This window comes from Collinsella sp. CLA-ER-H10 (assembly GCF_040092475.1).
Classification (GTDB): domain Bacteria; phylum Actinomycetota; class Coriobacteriia; order Coriobacteriales; family Coriobacteriaceae; genus Collinsella.
The window spans coordinates 36,334-54,549 of sequence record NZ_JBBNLM010000005.1 but is presented as its reverse complement, the minus strand read 5'-3'; the positions used below and the strand labels follow the sequence as shown (position 1 = coordinate 54,549).

At 63.2% G+C, this 18,216-nt stretch carries 8 protein-coding genes; 7 read left to right on the top strand and 1 reads right to left on the bottom strand.

Annotation, left to right across the window (positions count from 1 at the left end):
- Positions 1–109: 109 nt before the first annotated feature.
- Entirely contained in the window at positions 110–475 is a 366-nt protein-coding gene (locus tag AAAX36_RS03740; protein ID WP_196032327.1) for a phage holin family protein, read from the bottom strand.
- A 324-nt stretch (positions 476–799) separates the two neighbouring features.
- Here AAAX36_RS03740 and AAAX36_RS03735 point away from each other — a divergent pair, with 324 nt between their 5' ends.
- The 7 genes from AAAX36_RS03735 to AAAX36_RS03705 all read left to right on the top strand — a co-directional run bounded on the left by AAAX36_RS03735 (position 800) and on the right by AAAX36_RS03705 (position 18,141).
- Positions 800–1,099, top strand: coding sequence for a YerC/YecD family TrpR-related protein (locus AAAX36_RS03735; RefSeq protein ID WP_022094855.1), 300 nt, complete (start codon positions 800–802; stop codon positions 1,097–1,099).
- A 184-nt stretch (positions 1,100–1,283) separates the two neighbouring features.
- Entirely contained in the window at positions 1,284–4,382 is a 3,099-nt protein-coding gene (locus AAAX36_RS03730; RefSeq protein ID WP_349074034.1) for a PD-(D/E)XK nuclease family protein, read from the top strand.
- 3 nt (positions 4,383–4,385) lie between these two features.
- Positions 4,386–8,018, top strand: coding sequence for a UvrD-helicase domain-containing protein (locus tag AAAX36_RS03725; RefSeq protein WP_349074031.1), 3,633 nt, complete (start codon positions 4,386–4,388; stop codon positions 8,016–8,018).
- Positions 8,019–8,194: 176 nt separating this feature from the next.
- Positions 8,195–11,998, top strand: coding sequence for a DNA polymerase III subunit alpha (gene dnaE / locus AAAX36_RS03720; RefSeq protein ID WP_117637344.1), 3,804 nt, complete (start codon positions 8,195–8,197; stop codon positions 11,996–11,998).
- A 38-nt stretch (positions 11,999–12,036) separates the two neighbouring features.
- The gene (locus tag AAAX36_RS03715) at positions 12,037–15,510 is read left to right on the top strand and encodes an SNF2-related protein (RefSeq protein WP_349074028.1); all 3,474 of its coding nucleotides are present in this window, start codon (positions 12,037–12,039) and stop codon (positions 15,508–15,510) included.
- A gap of 165 nt (positions 15,511–15,675) precedes the next feature.
- On the top strand, positions 15,676–16,038 hold the full coding sequence (locus AAAX36_RS03710) for a desulfoferrodoxin family protein (RefSeq protein ID WP_055285739.1): 363 nt from the start codon (positions 15,676–15,678) through the stop codon (positions 16,036–16,038).
- 117 nt (positions 16,039–16,155) lie between these two features.
- Positions 16,156–18,141: a hypothetical protein gene (locus tag AAAX36_RS03705; RefSeq protein WP_349074025.1), complete on the top strand. Its 1,986-nt coding sequence runs from the start codon at positions 16,156–16,158 to the stop codon at positions 18,139–18,141.
- The last annotated feature ends 75 nt before the right edge of the window (positions 18,142–18,216 follow it).

The following is an 18,216-nucleotide window of genomic DNA, read 5'->3' as shown; positions in this document are numbered from 1 at the left end:
GGTAGATTCTCTCGCCCTTTGAGACTTGACAAATAAGAAGGCCGCCCATTTTTGCGATGGGCGGCCTTCGTTTTGGGCTGTTGAGACGGGCACGGCCGGAATGGCCGTTTTAGTCCTCGGCGATGCTGTCGAGGATGCTGCGCGTGATGGATACCAGGATACTGCCCATAAAGGCCGATCCAAAGCTGGCGATGGAGATGCCCGCGCCCAGCAGATTGACCGACAGGTAGCTGGCCAGCTCGAGCATAAAGCTGTTGACTACGAGCTGAAAAACACCAAGCGTAATAATAGTGAGCGGCAGTGAGATGACGGTCAGGAACGGTTTGACGAACGAATCGACAATGTTCAGGAACAGTCCCACAAAGGCAAAGCAGACCCAGGTCTCGGCAAAGCCGAAGGGTTGGATACCGGGGACGAGGAACGTGGCGATCGCGATGGCGATCGAGGTGAAGAGCCAGTTAAGCATAAAGCGCATGGCGTGAATCCTTTCTTGCGCCGGGATTGCTGGCGTCGCGTGAAGCGGCTTACGGCGGCGACCTGGATGGTTGCGCGGGCGCGCCGCGGTGTTTGGGCGCCCATTGTCTCAAATATTCGTGGAGCTTACGTGCGCATATGGTTTCTAAACGGCGTTCGTCCTGAAAAACGCGCCGCTGGCAGAGAGTCTTGTCGCTTTAGTTTGGTGGTGTGCTACACTGCTACGGGCAAAAGCCACAGGCGTTGCCCTATTGCATAGAACGGGTGAACGATGCCCGATGTCAGTATCAACTTCGATGCCTTTTGGCGGGTTTGGCGGTGATCGATGAATATCGAGAACATGTTTGACAAGCCTGATGTCAAGCAGCTGGTCCACGCATTTAGCCTTTTGGACGACGAGAAGGATATCCAAGCGTTTTTGACCGATATCTGCACGCCGCGCGAGATTTGCGACCTTTCTCAGCGTTTGCAGGTTGCGCGCTATTTGGACGAGGGCGAGCCTTATGTTGAGGTTCAGGCCCGTACCGGCGCTTCGTCCACCACGGTGAGCCGCGTTTCAAAGGCGCTGAACGGCGAGTACGGTGGCTACCGCAAGATCCTCATTAAGTTGGAGGATGGCGAGTAGGCCAGCGACAACATTGAATTACGAAGAACCGTCCCTCCGGGGGCGGTTTTTATATGCCTGCAATCGGCTGGTGCGTTGGGTTCAGGTTGCTTTGTACCAAAAGATGGAACTGCGGTGGCAATGTGTCCGCTTGGGCGGGTAGGATGGATGCATTGATTATTGCGAACGGTTTGAGCGGAGGACCATGCCTGTTCGAATCTATACCACCAATGCCGGCACGGATTTGAGCGATGCCGAGTCGGCGCTGCTTGCCGACCTTATTGCCCGTCACGGGCGTGCCGTGTTGCTGGCACCAACGTTTGCCGAGCTCGATCTGTGCCGTCATGATGCGGCGGAAGCCGGCATTTCGCTGGGTATCGACTACAAGACACCCGCATCGTGGCTTCGCTCGCTTTGGGAGCTTTTGGGCGACGGGCGCGGTTTCGTCGACAACCTGCAACGTCAGATGCTGTTTTCGGATATGATTGCCCGCCGCGACGATGCCGACCTGCAGCCGCTTTCGCGTAGCCAGGGCACGGTGCGCATGCTCGCGCGCATGGCCCGCGATGTGCTGCCGGGTGTGGCGGGGACGACGGCCGAGCGATGCGGTGGCAACAATTGCCGGCCTGAGCCAAAAAGCGATGCCGAGGCTCGTGTGTTTGAGCTTTTGCGTGCCTACGCGGGCGGTTTGGACCGTCGAGATATGGTCGAGCCCTGCGAGGCAGCCGACATTATGGCCGGTGCCCTGGCCGATAGCCTGCCGGCGTGCGCCCGCGCCGTATGCGTGCGCGGTACCACGTCGTTTACGCACGGTCTACTCGAGCTGCTGTCTGCCGTGGCGAACAATGGGGGAGAGGTCGTCGTGCTGCTTGCCCGCGAGCAGGCGGCGATGCGCGAGGAGCTTGCCACGGCATTTGATGCCCGCGGTGTGCTGTTTGAGATCGCGCCGCTGGGGGAGGACGCCGTCGCGTCTGATGTCGCTTGCGGGGCCGCCGCTCAGCCTGCCTTTATTGAGGTCGCCGGCCCACATGCCCGTGCTCATGTCTATGCGGACGCCATCGATAAGTTGGTGAAAGCGCACAAGGAGTCCAAGGCCGATAAAGCTACTGCAACGCCCGCCGACCCCGTGCGCGTGCTCGTCGTTTCTGCCCGGGCACCCCAGCTGTTCGGCGAGCTCGCCGCCCGTTTGGCGGCGCGTCACATTGCGGCCGAGACGACTGAGTTCACGGCGTTTTCCCAGTCCATCGCGGGTAGGCAGTTTACGGCGCTCGCCAACCTGATCGAGCGTATGAAAGCCGCCGACGAGGGCACCGCTTCCAAGACTGAGTGGTGGCCCGCGCCGGAGCTTACCGACTGGATCTACAGTCCGCTTTCGGGCGCTGATGCCGTCAATGCCCGTACCTTCGATAAGAATATGCGTCTCTCGCGCAGCAAGACTACCGCGGGCGTCAAGAGCCTGCTGCAGAGCGTTCAGGGCCAGGTGAGGGGCGCGCGCAAGGCGACGAGCGACGATAACTGGTTTAAGAACGTACCGTGTGTGGTCTCGGACGTGTTCCAGGCGCTGTGGCGTGACAAGCCCGTGACGGCGCTTAAGGCCATGCTTGCCGTTGCCGAGGCGTTGCCCGATCGCGCTCTAGGCGGCCTTGACGGCCAGGCCCGTCGCCAGGCAGAGACGGCTTTGCTGCGCCATGCCATCGACATCCTTATGAACGATGCTCGCGCGCTCGACGTGTCGCAGGCCGCGACCGTGCCGGTTCTCGACGGCGTTCGAACCAAGGTGGACAAGCGCAGTACCGCCTACGATTACGAGACCTATGAGGTCGATCGCACACCACGAGCACAAGTGCGCTTCGCGTCGCTTGCCGATGCGTCGGTTCTTCGCCCTGGCAGCTACGATGCCGTGCTGTTTGCCGATGTCGACCTGGACAGCTATCCGCTTTCGCACGAAGAGGGCCCGCTTGCCACGTTGACAGCCGAGCTGCGCCGCGACGACGTGTCTTTGGAGCCCGCTGCCCTGCTGCGCGTGCGCTTTGGCCGTGCGATGCAGGCGGCGAGCGGTCCGGTCGCGCTCGCCCGTGTGACGCACGATCGCCAGGCACGCGAGTGCTACCCGGCAGCCGTATGGACCGAGCTGTGGGCACATGCCGAGGCCGCTGGCGCTGCCAAGCCCATGCGCGTGGGCGAGGGCGATATCATCGCCGACTTTGATCCCGCGGCAGGTGAAGGCCTCAAGCGCGAGCGCGTGACCTGTGAAGCCCCTCAGCATCTGAGTGCCGAGGCCGTGCCGTATTTGGTCCTGCGCCGTCGCGATGGCGAGGGTGAGGACGCGCCGCTCGTGCCGCGTCTGACGTCCGCCTCGCAGATCGAGGCCTATTCGACCTGCCCGCTATGCTGGTTCGTCTCGTACCGCGTGAAGCCCCAGTCGATCGACGCGGGCTTTGGCAACATGGAAAAGGGCAACTTTGTCCACGACGTGCTGGAGCATCTGCATGCCCGTCTGCCCCAAGAGGGCATGGAGCGCGTGACGCCCGAGAATCTGCCGCGCGCACAGGAGCTGCTGCACGAGGTCTTTGACGAGACGTTGGCCGAGCACGCCGGCAAGCGCGGCACGGAGGGCCCGCTGGTGCCGCTCTCTGCGGTGGAGGAACGCCAGGTGGCCGAGATCTTGCCGCAGCTGGAGGGTGTGCTTGCCTACGAGTCCGAGGCACTTGCCCCCTTTGCCCCGCGCTACCTGGAGTTCGCCTTCAACGAGCTCAAGGTCGAGTATGCCGGTTGGCCGCTTGGCGGGCGCATCGACCGCGTGGACGTGGACGCCGAGAATCGTGCCGTGGTGATCGACTACAAGCATCGCACGGGCGTTGAGGAGTTTAAGCTCGCCGACCCCACGGTGCGCGACGAGGAATCGGGCACGGCGCCCATCGACGATCCGCGCTGGTTGCCACCACATACCCAAACGCTCATCTACGCCCAGGCCATGCGTCGGGCGCTGGGCCTAGATACCCGTGCTGCGCTCTATTTCTCGACCAAGGGCGGCAAGCCCGCGCTGCGCGGCGCGGCGAGTGCCGAGTTGCTCGAGGAAGAGCGTGGTGACGGTCGCATCCCGGGCCTCAAGAAGGGTTTCCCGGGCGAGGGCGGCAGCATGGACTTCGATGCCCTGCTCGACCGCGTGGAGACCGGCATTGCCGAGCGCCTGCGCGAGCTCGAGGCAGGTGACGTCGCCGCTGTCGACCCGACATCGGCGCAAGCCGCGCATGCGCGCTGTTCGTATAACCACCAAGGAACGTTTGTAAGGAGGGGCGTGTAGACCATGGATCTTTCGACTTTGATGCCGCAACAGCTGCAGATCGTCAAGACGCTCGACCGTCCGCTGTTTGTCTCGGCGGGCGCCGGTTCGGGCAAGACCTTTACCCTCACGCGCCGCATCGTCTACGCGCTCTCGCCCGAATCCGGTCCGTTCGTCGAGCATCTGGACCAGGTGCTCGCCATTACCTTTACCAAAGATGCCGCGGCCGAGATTCGCGACCGCGTGCGCCGTGCGCTTATCGACGAGGGCATGGACGAGGAAGCACTGACCGTCGACGACGCGTGGATCTCGACCATTCACGGCATGTGCTCGCGTATCCTGCGCGCGCACGCGCTGGAGCTGGGCATCGACCCCGAGTTCACGGTGCTCACCGATACCGACGAGCTCATGGACCAGGCTGTTGAGCATGTGCTGGGTCGCGCGACGGCACCCGATGCCGCCCCCGAGCTCGCGGCATCGCTCAAGGCCCTCTATGCCTGGTATCCCATGGCGGGCGAGGGCGGTTCCTTTGGCGGCGGTACGACCATCAAGGGTCTGGTGCGCGACCTGCTGGAGCTGTCGAGCCAGTTGCCGGGCGGTATGGACGACGCGCGCGTGGCGCGCGGCCAGGCCGATACCTCGGCACTCGCCGATGCCTATCGCGCGGCGCTAGGCGCAAGCAAGGCCGCGACCGAGAAGGCGCAGACGGCGCTCGATGCCATCGACGCGTTTGAGGCGAGTGGCAAAACCATGGAGGATGCGGCGCGACTCATGATGTCGTGCACCATGCCGCGCGCGAGCAAGGCATTCCCCAAGGAGCAGGTCGAGCTGCTCAAGGCCGAGGCCGCCGATGCGTTTATCAATATCGTGCTTGCCTGCGGTGGCCCGGCGCTCGATGCGCTGGTGGGCCTGGCCCGTTCCGTCGAGGCCGAGTATCGCGCATTGAAGGCTGCCCAGTCCGCCCTCGATAATAACGACCTGCTGCGTATGGCCTACGAGGCCCTGCGCGATTACCCAGCCATCCGTGCTGCGTACGAGGGCCGCTTTAAGATGGTCATGATCGATGAGTTCCAGGATACCGATCAGATGCAGGTCGATTTGATTCGCTATCTGACGGGCGCGGGGGAGCGCGCGCTGTGCACCGTGGGCGATGCGCAGCAGTCGATCTACCGCTTCCGTGGCGCCGAGGTCGAGGTGTTTCGCCGCCAGGAGCGCAAGGTGGGCTCGTCTGCCGCGTCCGAGGCGACTGCCGTGGCCGATGCCCCTGCCGGCGAACTCGTTAAACTCGTGCGCAACTTCCGCAGCCATGACGAGGTGCTGCGTTACGTGGCGCGCGTCTTCGACGGCGATGACGGCGGCCTGATGCAGGGCTTTTTGGATCTTGAGGCGAGCGACGGCCGCAAGGACACGCTGGTGGCGGACGCCTCGCGCCGCCAGGCCCTCTTTGTTGCCGGCGGTAGTATGCAGGAGCGCACACAGGCCAAGGCCCGTGCGATCGCCGAGCGCTTTCGCGCGCTTGCCGATGCCGGCCAGCCCCAGGGCGGCATGGTACTGCTGCTGGGCCGCATGACCAACGCCGACGTCTACGCCCAGGCCTTCCGCGATCAGGGGCTCGACTGCGTCATCGCGGGCGGCTCGGTCTTTGCCCAAGCAGCCGAGGTGCAGACGGTGCGCGCCCTGGTTTGTGCGCTCGCCAATCCGGCCGATACGGCGCGGGGCCTTATGCCGCTGCTCGCCTCGCCGATGTTTGCGCTCGGCGCTCAGGAGTTCCTGGCGCTGGCGACCAAGCTCGATAGCGAGACAGGGGAGACCTCGCGCCGGAATATCGACATGGGCATCATGAGCGATTCCGACGTGCCGGGTTTGCAAGACTTGCCGCTTGTGAAGCGCGCCCGCGAGGTGCTGCGGTATGCGCTTCGTCGCGCGGGCCGCGATTCGTTCGCCGCCATCGCGCGCGACGTGGTCAACGCCTCCGGCTGGTTTGTGCGTCTGGCGCAGCGCGGCCCCGAGGGCAAGGCCATTGCCGCCAACGTGCTCAAGGCGCTCGACGCCGTGACTGAGGCTGAGGCCGAGTTCGGCAACTCGCCGCGTTCCATCGCGCTGGCCTTCGACCGCTTCTTGGCGGGCAAGGAGGCCCCGGGCGCGCTCAACGAGGAGGGTGACGGCGCGGTACGCATCATGACGGTGCATGCCTCCAAGGGTCTGGAATATCCGGTCGTGGCGGTCGCCGAGTGCTTTGGCGTGCGTAAGTCCTCGGGTGCGGCACAGATGGGTCGCGTCGATGGCGGAGCGCAGGTCGTGGCACTGCCGGCACGCTTCGACGGCGTTAAGCTCGCCGACGGAACCTTTGTGAAGGGCGACGACGTCAAAAAGCAGTTTGAGCATGCGTTTAAGGGCAAGGGCACGTCGCTGTGGCTGCCGCCGGAGCTCATGGAGGACGTTTGTGCGACGGGTTCTCCCGCCGAGGCATTTGCTCGCCTGCGCAACGACGACCTGCAGCTCTCGCTCGAGGAGCGGGCCCGCCTGCTCTATGTCGCCATGACGCGAGCACGCGAGCTGGTCATTCTGGCGATGGATGCCGGTGTGAGCCGTGGCAAGGTGACGGCGCCGACCTTCGATGTCGAGACGGATCTGACCTACGACGTGCTGCGCCGTATTTTGCCGACCGACGCTCTGGACACGCCGCAGCTCGATAGCGACCGCCTGGTGTTCGACAACTCCCAGCCGGGCGACTACGAGCTCATTTCGCTCACGGACTTTACCTTTGGCGAGCAGGCGTTTGAGGCAAACGCTTCGCTGGATGCCGAGGGCAGGCTTGTCCGCGGCGATGCGGAGCCGGAGGGTGCCGGTGCAGATGCCCGCGCCGCCGTTCCCGGTCCTGCCGACCCCGAGCCCGATGCGTTTGAGCTCGTGTATCCCCAGGCGGTGGGCGTGCGCATGGGCACCTGCCCGTATCCGGAGCGCGATTCGTACAGCTACTCGTCAATTGCCGCGGCGCTGCATGCCGAGTCCGAGGACCGTGCCGCCGAGGCGCACGTGCCCATGGACGAGGCTGGCGATGATGCAGAGTCGGATGGCTCGGAGATGGCCGATGCGGACGTGGCCGTCGTTGAGCCCGCCGGCAACCCCATGGCGCTGGGCTCGGCGTTCCACGCCGCCTGCCAGTGGCTCATCGAGATGGGTGCCGACGCGTTGCCCGCTGCGCGCGCCGATGCACTGGCGCGTCTGTGGCGCCTGACGCCGGAGCAGCGCGAACGCTTCGACGTTGCCCTGAACCGCTGGCTCAAGTCGGCTGTTCGTGCCGACCTGCTCGCGTGGCCGTGCGTTCGCGCCGAGGTGCCGTTCTTTTCGCTGGGCTGCGAGGACGAGGACATCGCCCGCTACGGTGCATATGCCGAAGGCGCCATCGATGCACTGGCCACCGACCCGGCCGATCCGTCGCGCGCCCTGGTCATTGATTACAAGACGGGTGGCACGCCGGATGAGACGCCGGAACAGCTGCTCGAGAAGCACGCCCTGCAGGCGCGCGTCTACGCCGACGTGTTGCACAAGGCGGGCGTTGAGGCGGTGACGGTCAAGTTCGTTCGCGTGGAGCAGACGAATCCAGCCATCTTCGTCGAACCCGCCGAACCTCAAGTAGTCACCTACAATCTCTAGCCCTCAGATAACTTGCGGTGGAATATGGACTGTTTTGGCCAAAAAAGCCGCCAAACAGTCCGCATTTCACCGCAACTGCAAGAGGAGCCGTGTTGGTTTGGCTAGGTTCGGGTGCCGTCCGCGCCGTGCGGTAAAATCGTTCAGTCAGAACACGAACCCGCATCGGAGCTCATCACATGGCATTCGTCCATCTGCACAATCACACTGTTTTCTCCATGCTCGACGGCGCAACCCGTATCCAGGATATGGTCAATCGTGCCGTTGAACTTGGCATGCCCGCCGTGGCCATTACCGACCACGGCTACATGTATGGCGTGCCCGACCTGGCGCTGGCCTGCGACGCCGTCAATCACAACACGCCCGAGTACAAAACCTGGAGCCACGACAAGGCCTTCTTGGAAAAGGACCGCCGCGACGAGCTGGTGGAGCCCGACCCCGAGGAAAACCCGCGCGAGCATGCCCAGTATGTGAAGGACATGGCCATGTGGGACGAGAAGGGCAATATCGACGAGCTCAAGCCGCCTCTGGTCATCAAGCCCATCTTTGGCTGCGAGGTCTACTTTACGCCGGACGAGACCCTTGCCCGCGACCACAAGCCCGAGCTCTACCACATGATCCTTCTGGCCAAAGACCAGGAAGGCTACGTCAACCTGATGCAGACGGTTTCCGAGGCCGCCGTGCAGGGCTTTTACTACAAGCCGCGCGTGACGCTCGACAACCTACGCCGCCACGCCAAGGGCATGATCTGCACGAGCGCCTGCATCGCGGGCATCATCCCCAAATACATCGACCGCGGTGACATGGAGGGCGCCATCAAGTGGGCCGAGACCTTCCGCGATACCTTCGACCCCGGCGACTTCTACATCGAGATCCAGGAACATGGCATCACCACCGACAACGGCCTGACCGACGAGCAGATGGACCGCACGCTCATCGATATCGCCAAGCAGGTGGGCGTCAAGGTCATCGCCACCAACGACTTCCACTACCTGCGCCGCGAGGATGCGCCCGTGCAGGACGTCATCATGTGTATTGGCATGAACGCCAAGGTCGATGACCCCAACCGCATGCGCATGACCGGCTCGGAGTTTTACATGAAGACCGAGGAGGAGATGCGGGCGATGTTCCCGTATTGCCCCGAGGCCTGCGACAACACGCTCGAGATCGCCGACAAGTGCTACGTTGAGCTGGACTGGGACTCTATCATCCTGCCGCGCTTCCCGTTGCTCGATCCCGGAGAGACGCACGAGAGCCAGTTCCGCCGCGAGTGCGAGAAAGGCCTGCGTCAGCACTACGGTGACGACTGGGCCACGCGCGAGATCGGCGGCGTCAACATCAAAGAGCGCTTTGAGTACGAATACAAGGTCATCTGCGACAAGGGCTTTGCCGCCTACTTCTTGATCGTCGCCGAGTACGTGCAATGGGCCAAGGACAACGGCATCGGCGTCGGCCCCGGCCGTGGCTCGGCCGCCGGCGCTATCGTCGCCTACGCCATGAACATCACCGCGTTCGACCCGCTCGAGAACGGCCTGATGTTCGAGAGGTTCCTGTCCCCGCAACGTACCGAGATGCCCGATATCGATATGGACTTCGACGATGAGCGGCGCCTCGAGGTCGTGGAGCACGTTCGCCAGCTCTACGGCCCCGAGAAGGTCACCCACGTCATCACCTACTCGACCATTAAGGCCAAGCAGGCCATCAACGACGCCGCGCGCGTCCTGGACTACCCGGTCTACATGGGCCAGCGCCTGTCCAAGATGGTCTCGAGCGACCCCAAGGTCAAGCTCAAGCAGGTGCTCGAAAAACAACCCGGCAAAGAGGATCTGTTTAACCCCGACTTTGCCGAGGCCTATAAAAAGGACGACGACGCCCGCCGCATCATCGACACGGCGCTCTCGATTGAGGGCCTCACCCGTGGCGAGGGCGTGCACGCGTGCGCCGTTCTGATCTGCCGCGACCCCGTCAACGAGCATGTGCCCACCAAGCTCGACACCAAGGGCGGCGTCGAGATTACCCAGTACGAGGGCCATACCGTTGCCGACATGGGCCTGCTCAAGATGGACTTCCTGGGCCTGCGCACGCTGACGGTTATCTCCAAGGCTAAGGCAAACATCAAGAAGAACTTCGGCATCGACATCAAAGAGGAAGAGATTCCCTTTGACGATCCCGAGATCTTTAAGCTCATGGGCTCCGGCCACACCGCCGGCGTCTTCCAGGTCGAGTCCGCCGGCATGACGGCCACGATCAAGAACATGAAACCCACCGAATACAAGCACGTCGTGGCATTGATCGCTCTGTACCGCCCGGGCCCGCTGGGCGCCGGCATGGTTTCGTCCTACATCAACCGTATGAACGGCAAGGAGCCGGCCGTCTCCTACGACGACCGCCTGGACGACATCCTGGGCGAAACCTACGGCACCATGGTCTACCAGGAGCAGGTTATGCTCATCTCCGTCGAGATGTGCGGCTTCTCCAAGGGCGAATCGGACTCGCGTATCCGTAAGCCCGTGGCTAAGAAAAAGATCAAGCTGCTCACGTCGACGGTGCTCCACTGGGAGGATGGCTCGGACGAGACCACCTACGACCACTGGATGAACGGTGCTATCAAGAACAACTACACGCGCGAGGTCGCCCAGAAGATTTGGGACGATGTTCTCGAGTTCGCGTCTTACGCCTTTAACAAGTCGCACTCCGCCGGCTACGCCATCCTGGTTATGCAGACGGCGTGGCTCAAGGCGCACTATCCGCACGAGTACATGGCGGCCGTTCTGACGTCCTACACGGGCAAGACCGACAAGATCGTTCATTACGTCTCGGCGTGCCGCCACGACGGCATCCCCGTGCTGTCGCCAGATGTCAACGAGTCCGGTACCGAGTTCACGGCTACCAAGGAGGGCGTGCGCTTTGGTCTGGCCGGCATCCGCGGCGTGGGCACTGGCGTGGCGCAGGCGATTATCGCCGAGCGCGAGGCGGGCGGCCCGTTTAAGACGCTGCACGACTTTGTCGAGCGCGTGGACTCGAGCCAGGCCAACCGTCGCGTGATCGAATCGCTCATCAAGGCAGGCGCCTTCGACTCCACGGGGTATCCGCGTCGCCAGATGATGCACTTTGTGGATAAGAACAACCCCGAGAACATCATCGATGCCGCGGTAAAGCGCCAGAAGGATCGTGCGAGCGGCCAGACGTCGTTCTTCGACATGTTTGGCGACGTTGAGGGCTCGGGCTTTGAGGTGAGCGTGCCCGATCCGGACGGCCAGGAGTGGGACCGCCACCTTAAGTTGAGCCAGGAGAAGGAGGTTCTGGGCATCTATGTCTCGGACCACCCGCTGCGCCCGTTTGAGTATGCACTAGCCAAGGCACGCGACTTCTCGTTCTCGCAGATCGACACTGGCTACGAAGTTCAGAATCCTACGGGCGGTACCATCAACCAGGAGATTCCCGAGGGCAAGGCGCTGTGGTGGGCCGGCATGGTCTCGAGCGTGTCCAAGCGCGTGACCAAAAACGGCGACCCCATGGGCATCGTGCAGCTCGAGGACATGGAAGGCGAGGCCACGGTCGTGGTGTTCCCCAAGACCTACAAGGAGGCCGAGGGGTACCTGTACGGCGAGGTCGATCCCGAGACCGGCGCGCAGCTGTCCGATGCGTTTGTGCGCATTAAGGGCAAACTCGAGCGCTCGGACCGCGGCGACCAGATCATCGCGCAGGAGATCGTGCCGCTGGAGCTTAATGAGGAGAACAACAAGCCCAAGGTGTTTGAGGTCATGGTGCCCAACAGCCGCTTTAGCCAGGGCAATATGGCGCGTCTTGCCACGGTGCTTACCGCCAACCCGGGCGGCGACCGCGTGGAGATCTTTATCGAGCAGGTGGACGGGCGCGTACTGCGTGCCGAGGTGCCGGCCAAGGTCAACGCACGCTCGATTCCGCTGTTGGCAGAGGCAAAGGCCATCGTGGGTAACCAAGGTCGCGTGACGGTGATCTAAGGGCGACCTTGCTGGTCCGCGCGAGATTGGAGGAAGTGATGGCACAGGGGACGTTTGTGCAGGCGCTTCGCAAAGAGGCGGCGTTGAGCGGCACCTTTATGAAGGGGCGTTCGCTCATGCTCAACGGTGCCGTGCTGTCGTTTGAGGACTCCGGCTCGCGCTTCTCCAAAAACGTGAACATCGAGGGCTCGGTGCGCGGCTCGCGCGGCGACCTGTACAAGACGCACGTGGCGCTCGACATGGACGAGCACGAGGTTATCGACTACGACTGCGATTGCCCCGCCGCCTTCCGCTATTCCGGCATGTGCAAGCACGCCATCGCCACGGCGCTGGCGTATCTGGATGCCAGTGGCGCCGAGCCCGTCGAGGGTTTGCGCACGCCGGTCCGCACGTTTACAGTACCGCCCGCACAGTCCAAGCAGCCCACGCGCTCCGCGCCCACCGCATCTGCGGTCAACCCCAACTTTCCCTTCCCGGCGCCCGTCCCCACGAGCCCGAGCCTTGTGGCGGCGCTTTCCGATCTTTCGGACGCGCGCATGGACGAGCTCGCGGTCATGCGTCGCAAGCTCGCCAGCACCATTGACCCCGATGCGCCCAAAGCGGTGCTGGAGCCCTCGCTGGTGCCGTACTACAATCCGCTGTTTGCCGATCGTTTTAACTGGGCGCTCGAGTTTCGCATTCGTAGCGGTTCGGTGTCCTACGTGGTTAAGGATATCGACGGCATGGCCGATGCCTATGTGCGCGGCGGTACGTTCTCCTATGGCAAGAAGCTTACGTTTGCCCATGTGCCCGAGGCTTTCGATGACGTGTCGACAAAGCTGCTCGACTTTATCGCAATGACGGTCGCCTACCTAGGCGATATTACGAGCTCGCGCTCGGCGTCGTATGACTTTGTCCGCAACGGTTTTGTCGCCGAGCGTCAGTTGCCGGTATCCGAGCATTCCATCGTGTCCGTGCTGGACCTGCTGCGCGGCAGGACCATGTCCTTTGAGCCTGCTTGGTCGCGGGGAACGACGACGCATCGCGCCTACGAGGTGGCAGTCGAGCCGTCGCCGCAGGGGGAGGGCGAAGTCCCGGCTAAGCGCCCGCCGCTCCTTGCCGCCAAGATTGCACCGGCGGCGGGAGGCAGCTACGACTTGCGCCTGCCGGCCGATACGTACTGCTTTGTCGCAGGCGACGCAGCCTATCTGGTCGATACGCGCCGCGCGCGCCGTACCGACACGGCGTTTGCCCAGCATGCGGCGCCGTTCCTATCGCACTTGTTGCCCTGCCGCATGCCGGTCCATATCGCCGCCGACCAGGTGGGCGAGTTCTGCCGCATGGCGCTGCCGATCTTGCGCGACTACACCGACCTGACCGCTCCCGCCGTACTTGACGCCGTGGCGCCCGAGCCGAGTTTTGCCATGGCGATTGGCGTCGACGATGGCCTTGTGACCTGCAAGATTACGGTGGCCTACGGCGATTGGTCGGCAGATCTCTTTAGTCTTGGTGCTCCGGGCAGTCCTTTCGAAGAGCAACGCCCCGGCGTTCCGCCCCGCGATACGCTGGCGGAGTTTCGCGTTATGGACACGGCTGCCCTGTACTTTGATTTCCGCGAGGGCGGCCTGGCGTTTGAGGAGCGCGATGACGAGAGCCTGTTCCACTTGCTGACCGAGGGCCTGTCTGCCCTGTCCGAGCTTGGAGAGGTCATGCTCAGCGACCGCCTGCGCCAGATTTCGGTCCGCCCTGCGCCCAAGCTCTCGGTGCGCGCCACCGTCAAGAGTAACTTGCTCGATGTCGAGCTGGGCGCGAGCGGGCTTTCGGCTGCGGACCTTGCCATCTACCTCGACTCCTACAAGCGTCACCAGACGTTTGCGCGTCTCACGTCGGGCGATATCATTCGCCTGGATGAGGGGGCGCGCGCCGCGTTTGGCCTTGCCGAGGATCTGGGGGTCGATGCTGTCGACCTGCTCGACGGCGTGTCGCTTCCCGCGTCGAGTACCCTGTTCGTCGACAGCATGCTTGCGCGCACGCCGGCGCTTGAGGCCGATCGCGACGCTGCGTTCCGCCGTACCGTCGAGCGCCTGGACACGCTCGGCAAGATGGACTTTACGGTACCTGCCTCGCTCAAGGCCACGCTGCGTGGCTACCAGGTCGACGGATACCAGTGGCTCGGCTCGCTCGAACACCTGGGCCTTGGTGGCATCTTGGCCGACGACATGGGCCTGGGCAAAACACTCCAGATGATCGCGCATGTCCTGGCGCGCGTGGAGGCGGGGGACATCAAGCCCACGCTCGTGGTATGCCCGGCCTCGCTCGTGTACAACTGGACTGCCGAGCTGGAGCGCTTTGCGCCCTCGCTCGATGTTTGCGCAATCGTGGGCGCCAAGGCGCAGCGCCGCGTGCAGATTGCCGGCGTGGCTGAGCATAACGTGGTCGTGACGTCGTATGACCTTATGCGGCGCGATATCGACGAGTACGTCGAGCAGAACTTTGCCCGTGTGGTGCTCGATGAGGCCCAGTACATTAAAAACCCGCTCACCCAGGTGGCTCGCGCCGCCAAGCGCCTGCCTGCCGGCGTGCGCTTTGCTCTGACGGGCACGCCCATCGAAAACCGCCTATCCGAGCTCTGGAGCATCTTCGACTTTTTGATGCCGGGCCTGCTGGGCACGCGTGAATCGTTTGCAAAGCGCTTCGAAAGTCCGGTCGAGCACTCCGAGGGCGACAGCGCCGCTCGCCTGCAGGCACTCGTGTCGCCGTTTGTGCTGCGCCGTGTCAAGGAAGACGTGGTGGCCGATCTGCCCGAAAAGATCGAGGACACTGTCGTGGCTCAGCTCGCCGGTGAGCAGCGCAAGCTTTACCTGGCAAACCAGGACCGCATTGCCCAGCAAGTGCAGCACCGCGAGGCATCCGAGTTTAAGAAAGACAAGCTCAAGGTACTCGCCGAGCTCACCAAGCTGCGCCAGATCTGCTGCGACCCGCGTCTACACTACGAGGATTACAAGGCGGGGAGCGCCAAACTCGATACGTGCATGGAGCTCGTGCACGGCGCACTCGACGGTGGTCATCGCATCCTGTTGTTCAGCCAGTTTACGGGCATGCTCGATATCATTGGCAAGCGCCTGGCCAAGGAGGATATTGCCTTCCTCAAGCTCACGGGCGCATCGTCTAAAGAGAGCCGCGCCAAGATGGTCGCGCAGTTCCAAGCGGGCGAGGTTCCGGTCTTTTTGATTTCGCTCAAGGCGGGCGGCGTGGGCCTTAACTTGACGGCTGCCGACGTGGTCATCCACTACGACCCGTGGTGGAACGTGGCGGCGCAGGACCAAGCAACTGATCGTGCACACCGTATTGGCCAGCAGCATACCGTGACCGTGTACAAGCTCATCGCCAAGGACACGATCGAGGAACGCATTATGCAGATGCAGGAGTCCAAGCGCGACCTGGTCAACAGCGTACTCGGCGGCGACGGCATCTCGTCGGCACTGTTCACGCGCGAGGATGTTCTGGCGCTTCTCGGCGGCGACGGGCGCTAGCCGCGCGCGGGGTGGGACTGCTGGAGTGGGCAGGACGGTCGACGCATTTTGGCCCGACCGCTTGCCTGATCCGTTATGTGTTCATTTGCAATGCCGTGGATGGTTTGTCTGCCTTTGGGCATAAGAACCATCAAGAACATTGGCACATCAGCAAAGGAGAACATCATGGCGAAATTCTTTAAGGACCCCGACGGTAAGCTCATCGCTGCCCTTGGCGACGACGTTGCGACCCCTGCCGGTTGCACGGAACTGACCGCAAACACTGAGGACGCGGCGCACGAGAAGCACGTGCCTGTTGTCGAGACCGAGCGCGACGGTCACGTGATTCGTGCACGCGTTGGCTCGGTCGAGCACCCCAGCCTGCCCGAACACTACATTGAGTGGATTGCGCTTGAGGCCGAGGGCCGCTTAGAGGTTCATTACCTTGAGCCCGGCATGAAACCCGCGACGTTTTTCGCGGGCGGCTCCAAGACCGGTACCGTCTATGCCTACTGCAACCTGCACGGGCTGTGGTCCGCGACATTCTAGGAGCGCGCCCCCGCTCGGGGTATCATAGCTAGCATATGCACATGCAAGCGCCGGCTGCATTATGCGGCCGGCGCTTTTACTACGATTTCGATGGTTTACGACGGAAAGGGCTGGGGCATGAAGCTCGCGCTTGCACAGATCGATATGCGCCTGGGTGATATTGAGGGCATTTGCGGCCGCATCGAGGACCAGGCTCGTCTGGCCCACGAGCGCGGGGCGCGCGTGCTGTGCGTTCCGGCTCCGCTCTTTATGGGCGCCATGCCCGGTGGCCTGGTGGGCGCTGCCGACTTTGAGCACGACATGCTTGCCGGCTTGACTGGCGTCGCCGAGCGTATCCAGGAGCTTGACATGATCTGCATCGTGCCCGCGGCGGTTTCGTTTGAGGGCCAGCCGCTGCTCGACTACATGATGCTCAAGGACGGTCATGTGGTGCCGGCGCGTTCGAGCATTGCCCTGCAGCGCGGCGAGAACAACGACACACGTTGGGCGCCGCCGGTGTTCGACGTGGACGGCGTGCGCATCGCCGTGATTTTTGACTTGGACCGCGAACTCGAGATGCTGCCGACTGGTGTTGACCTCATTGCGTATTTCCAATTCAACGCGTTTGACATGACCGACCGCGAGACTGCCGCCATTGCCGCCGTTCGCAGCGGCACCTACCGCAAGATCGCATCCAAGCGCAGCGTGTGGTTTGCCTGCATGGCGCCGGTCGGCGCCTATGACGAGTCGGTGTATACCGGCGGTTCGTTTGTGCTCGACGACTGCGGTCGCGTGGTGGCCCAGGCACCGTGTTTTGAGGAGAGCCTGCTGGTTCAGGAGATTCAGCGTGGCGTGATGCTCGATGCCCTGGAAGATCACGAACTGCCCGAGTTCCGTTCCGAGGAGTGGCTGTGGCAGGCGCTGGTGCTCGCCGTGCGCGACAACGCCCGAGCCCACGGTGCTTCGCGTGCTGTGGTGGCACTCGAGGGTGACTTGCCGTCGTCTTTGCTGACGGCGCTGGCCGTCGACGCTCTGGGCCCGCGCAATGTGATTGGCCTGGTGCTGGGGCGCAACCGTATCTTTACGCCGGCGCAGGAAGAGGCCGAGGCTGCCCGCTGTGCCGCCGTCCGCGCCATTGCCGAGCGTCTGCACATTCGCACTGTCGAGCGCGATGCACCGGATGCGGCGCGTGTGCTCGATCGCGACGTGTCGGCGGGCGATGCCGAGCGTCTGCGCTCGCGCACGCTGGGCCTCATGCTGGAGGACACGGCGCTCGAGCTGGGTGCGATGGCGCTGAGCCCGCTGTCCAAAACCGAGTATGCGCTGGCGGCGCCGGCGCTTTGCGGCGGCTACCAGGGCGACTTTGCGCCCTTTGGCGATGTGTACCTGTCGACGCTTGAGTTTGTGGCGCGTGTGCGCAACCGCACGTCTGCCGTGGTGCCCCAAGAGCTCGTGACGCTCAACGCGGTGGAAGATTGTATGGAGCGCGTGCTGGCGCAGGCGCTCTCGACGCTCGACGGTCCGGTCGATATGCTCGACCGCGCGGCACAGCTGCTTGGCGGGCTTGAGCCGGGTGAGGTCGATGGCGCGCTCGAGGCGCACGTGGACCGCAATCGATCTTTCGACGACATTCCGATGGCCGCTGGCAAGCCTGAGGCTTGCTCGCTGCTGCTGATGCTCGTTCGACAGGGTGAGGCTGCCCGCCGCATGTTGCCGATGGCGCCGATCGTCTCGGCCCATTCGTTTGCCGAGCGTGCCTGGCCGTATATGCTCGCGTGGTCCGACCTGGGGCTTAACGGCAAGGAGCGTATGACGGTCGATTCGCTGGCGCGCGCCGAGGTGCGCCGTTTTGCTGACGAGGATACGAGCGAGCGCGTGCGAAACGAGATGATGGGCGTGCTGGGCGAGCTACTGGGTATTTCGCCCGAGCAAATGGAGGAGCTGCGCTCTGAGGACGGTCAGCGTCGTTTGCACGAGGGAATGAAAAAGTTCGAGGGCGAGGTTCAGGACGCCATCGATAAGATGATGGGCGGTCAGGGCGGCTCGCAAGGTAGTCCCCAGGGTGGCCCGATGCCGCATCCGCCGGTTGATCCGAGGCAGTTCCCCTTTTTCTCGCAGAACTAACTATGGGATAGGATTCGCTTCCAGCCCCGACACTTCAACTAAGTATCGTGGCTCCGTTGTGTTATTCTAGAACAG

What these genes read in the sequence shown, in the direction of transcription:
- AAAX36_RS03705 (WP_349074025.1), top strand. Translation starts at nt 16,156, where the DNA reads ATGAAGCTCGCGCTTGCACAGATCGATATGCGCCTGGGTGATATTGAG.
- AAAX36_RS03725 (WP_349074031.1), top strand. Translation starts at nt 4,386, where the DNA reads ATGGATCTTTCGACTTTGATGCCGCAACAGCTGCAGATCGTCAAGACG.
- AAAX36_RS03730 (WP_349074034.1), top strand. Translation starts at nt 1,284, where the DNA reads ATGCCTGTTCGAATCTATACCACCAATGCCGGCACGGATTTGAGCGAT.
- AAAX36_RS03735 (WP_022094855.1), top strand. Translation starts at nt 800, where the DNA reads ATGAATATCGAGAACATGTTTGACAAGCCTGATGTCAAGCAGCTGGTC.
- dnaE (WP_117637344.1), top strand. Translation starts at nt 8,195, where the DNA reads ATGGCATTCGTCCATCTGCACAATCACACTGTTTTCTCCATGCTCGAC.
- AAAX36_RS03710 (WP_055285739.1), top strand. Translation starts at nt 15,676, where the DNA reads ATGGCGAAATTCTTTAAGGACCCCGACGGTAAGCTCATCGCTGCCCTT.
- AAAX36_RS03740 (WP_196032327.1), bottom strand. Translation starts at nt 475, where the DNA reads ATGCGCTTTATGCTTAACTGGCTCTTCACCTCGATCGCCATCGCGATC.
- AAAX36_RS03715 (WP_349074028.1), top strand. Translation starts at nt 12,037, where the DNA reads ATGGCACAGGGGACGTTTGTGCAGGCGCTTCGCAAAGAGGCGGCGTTG.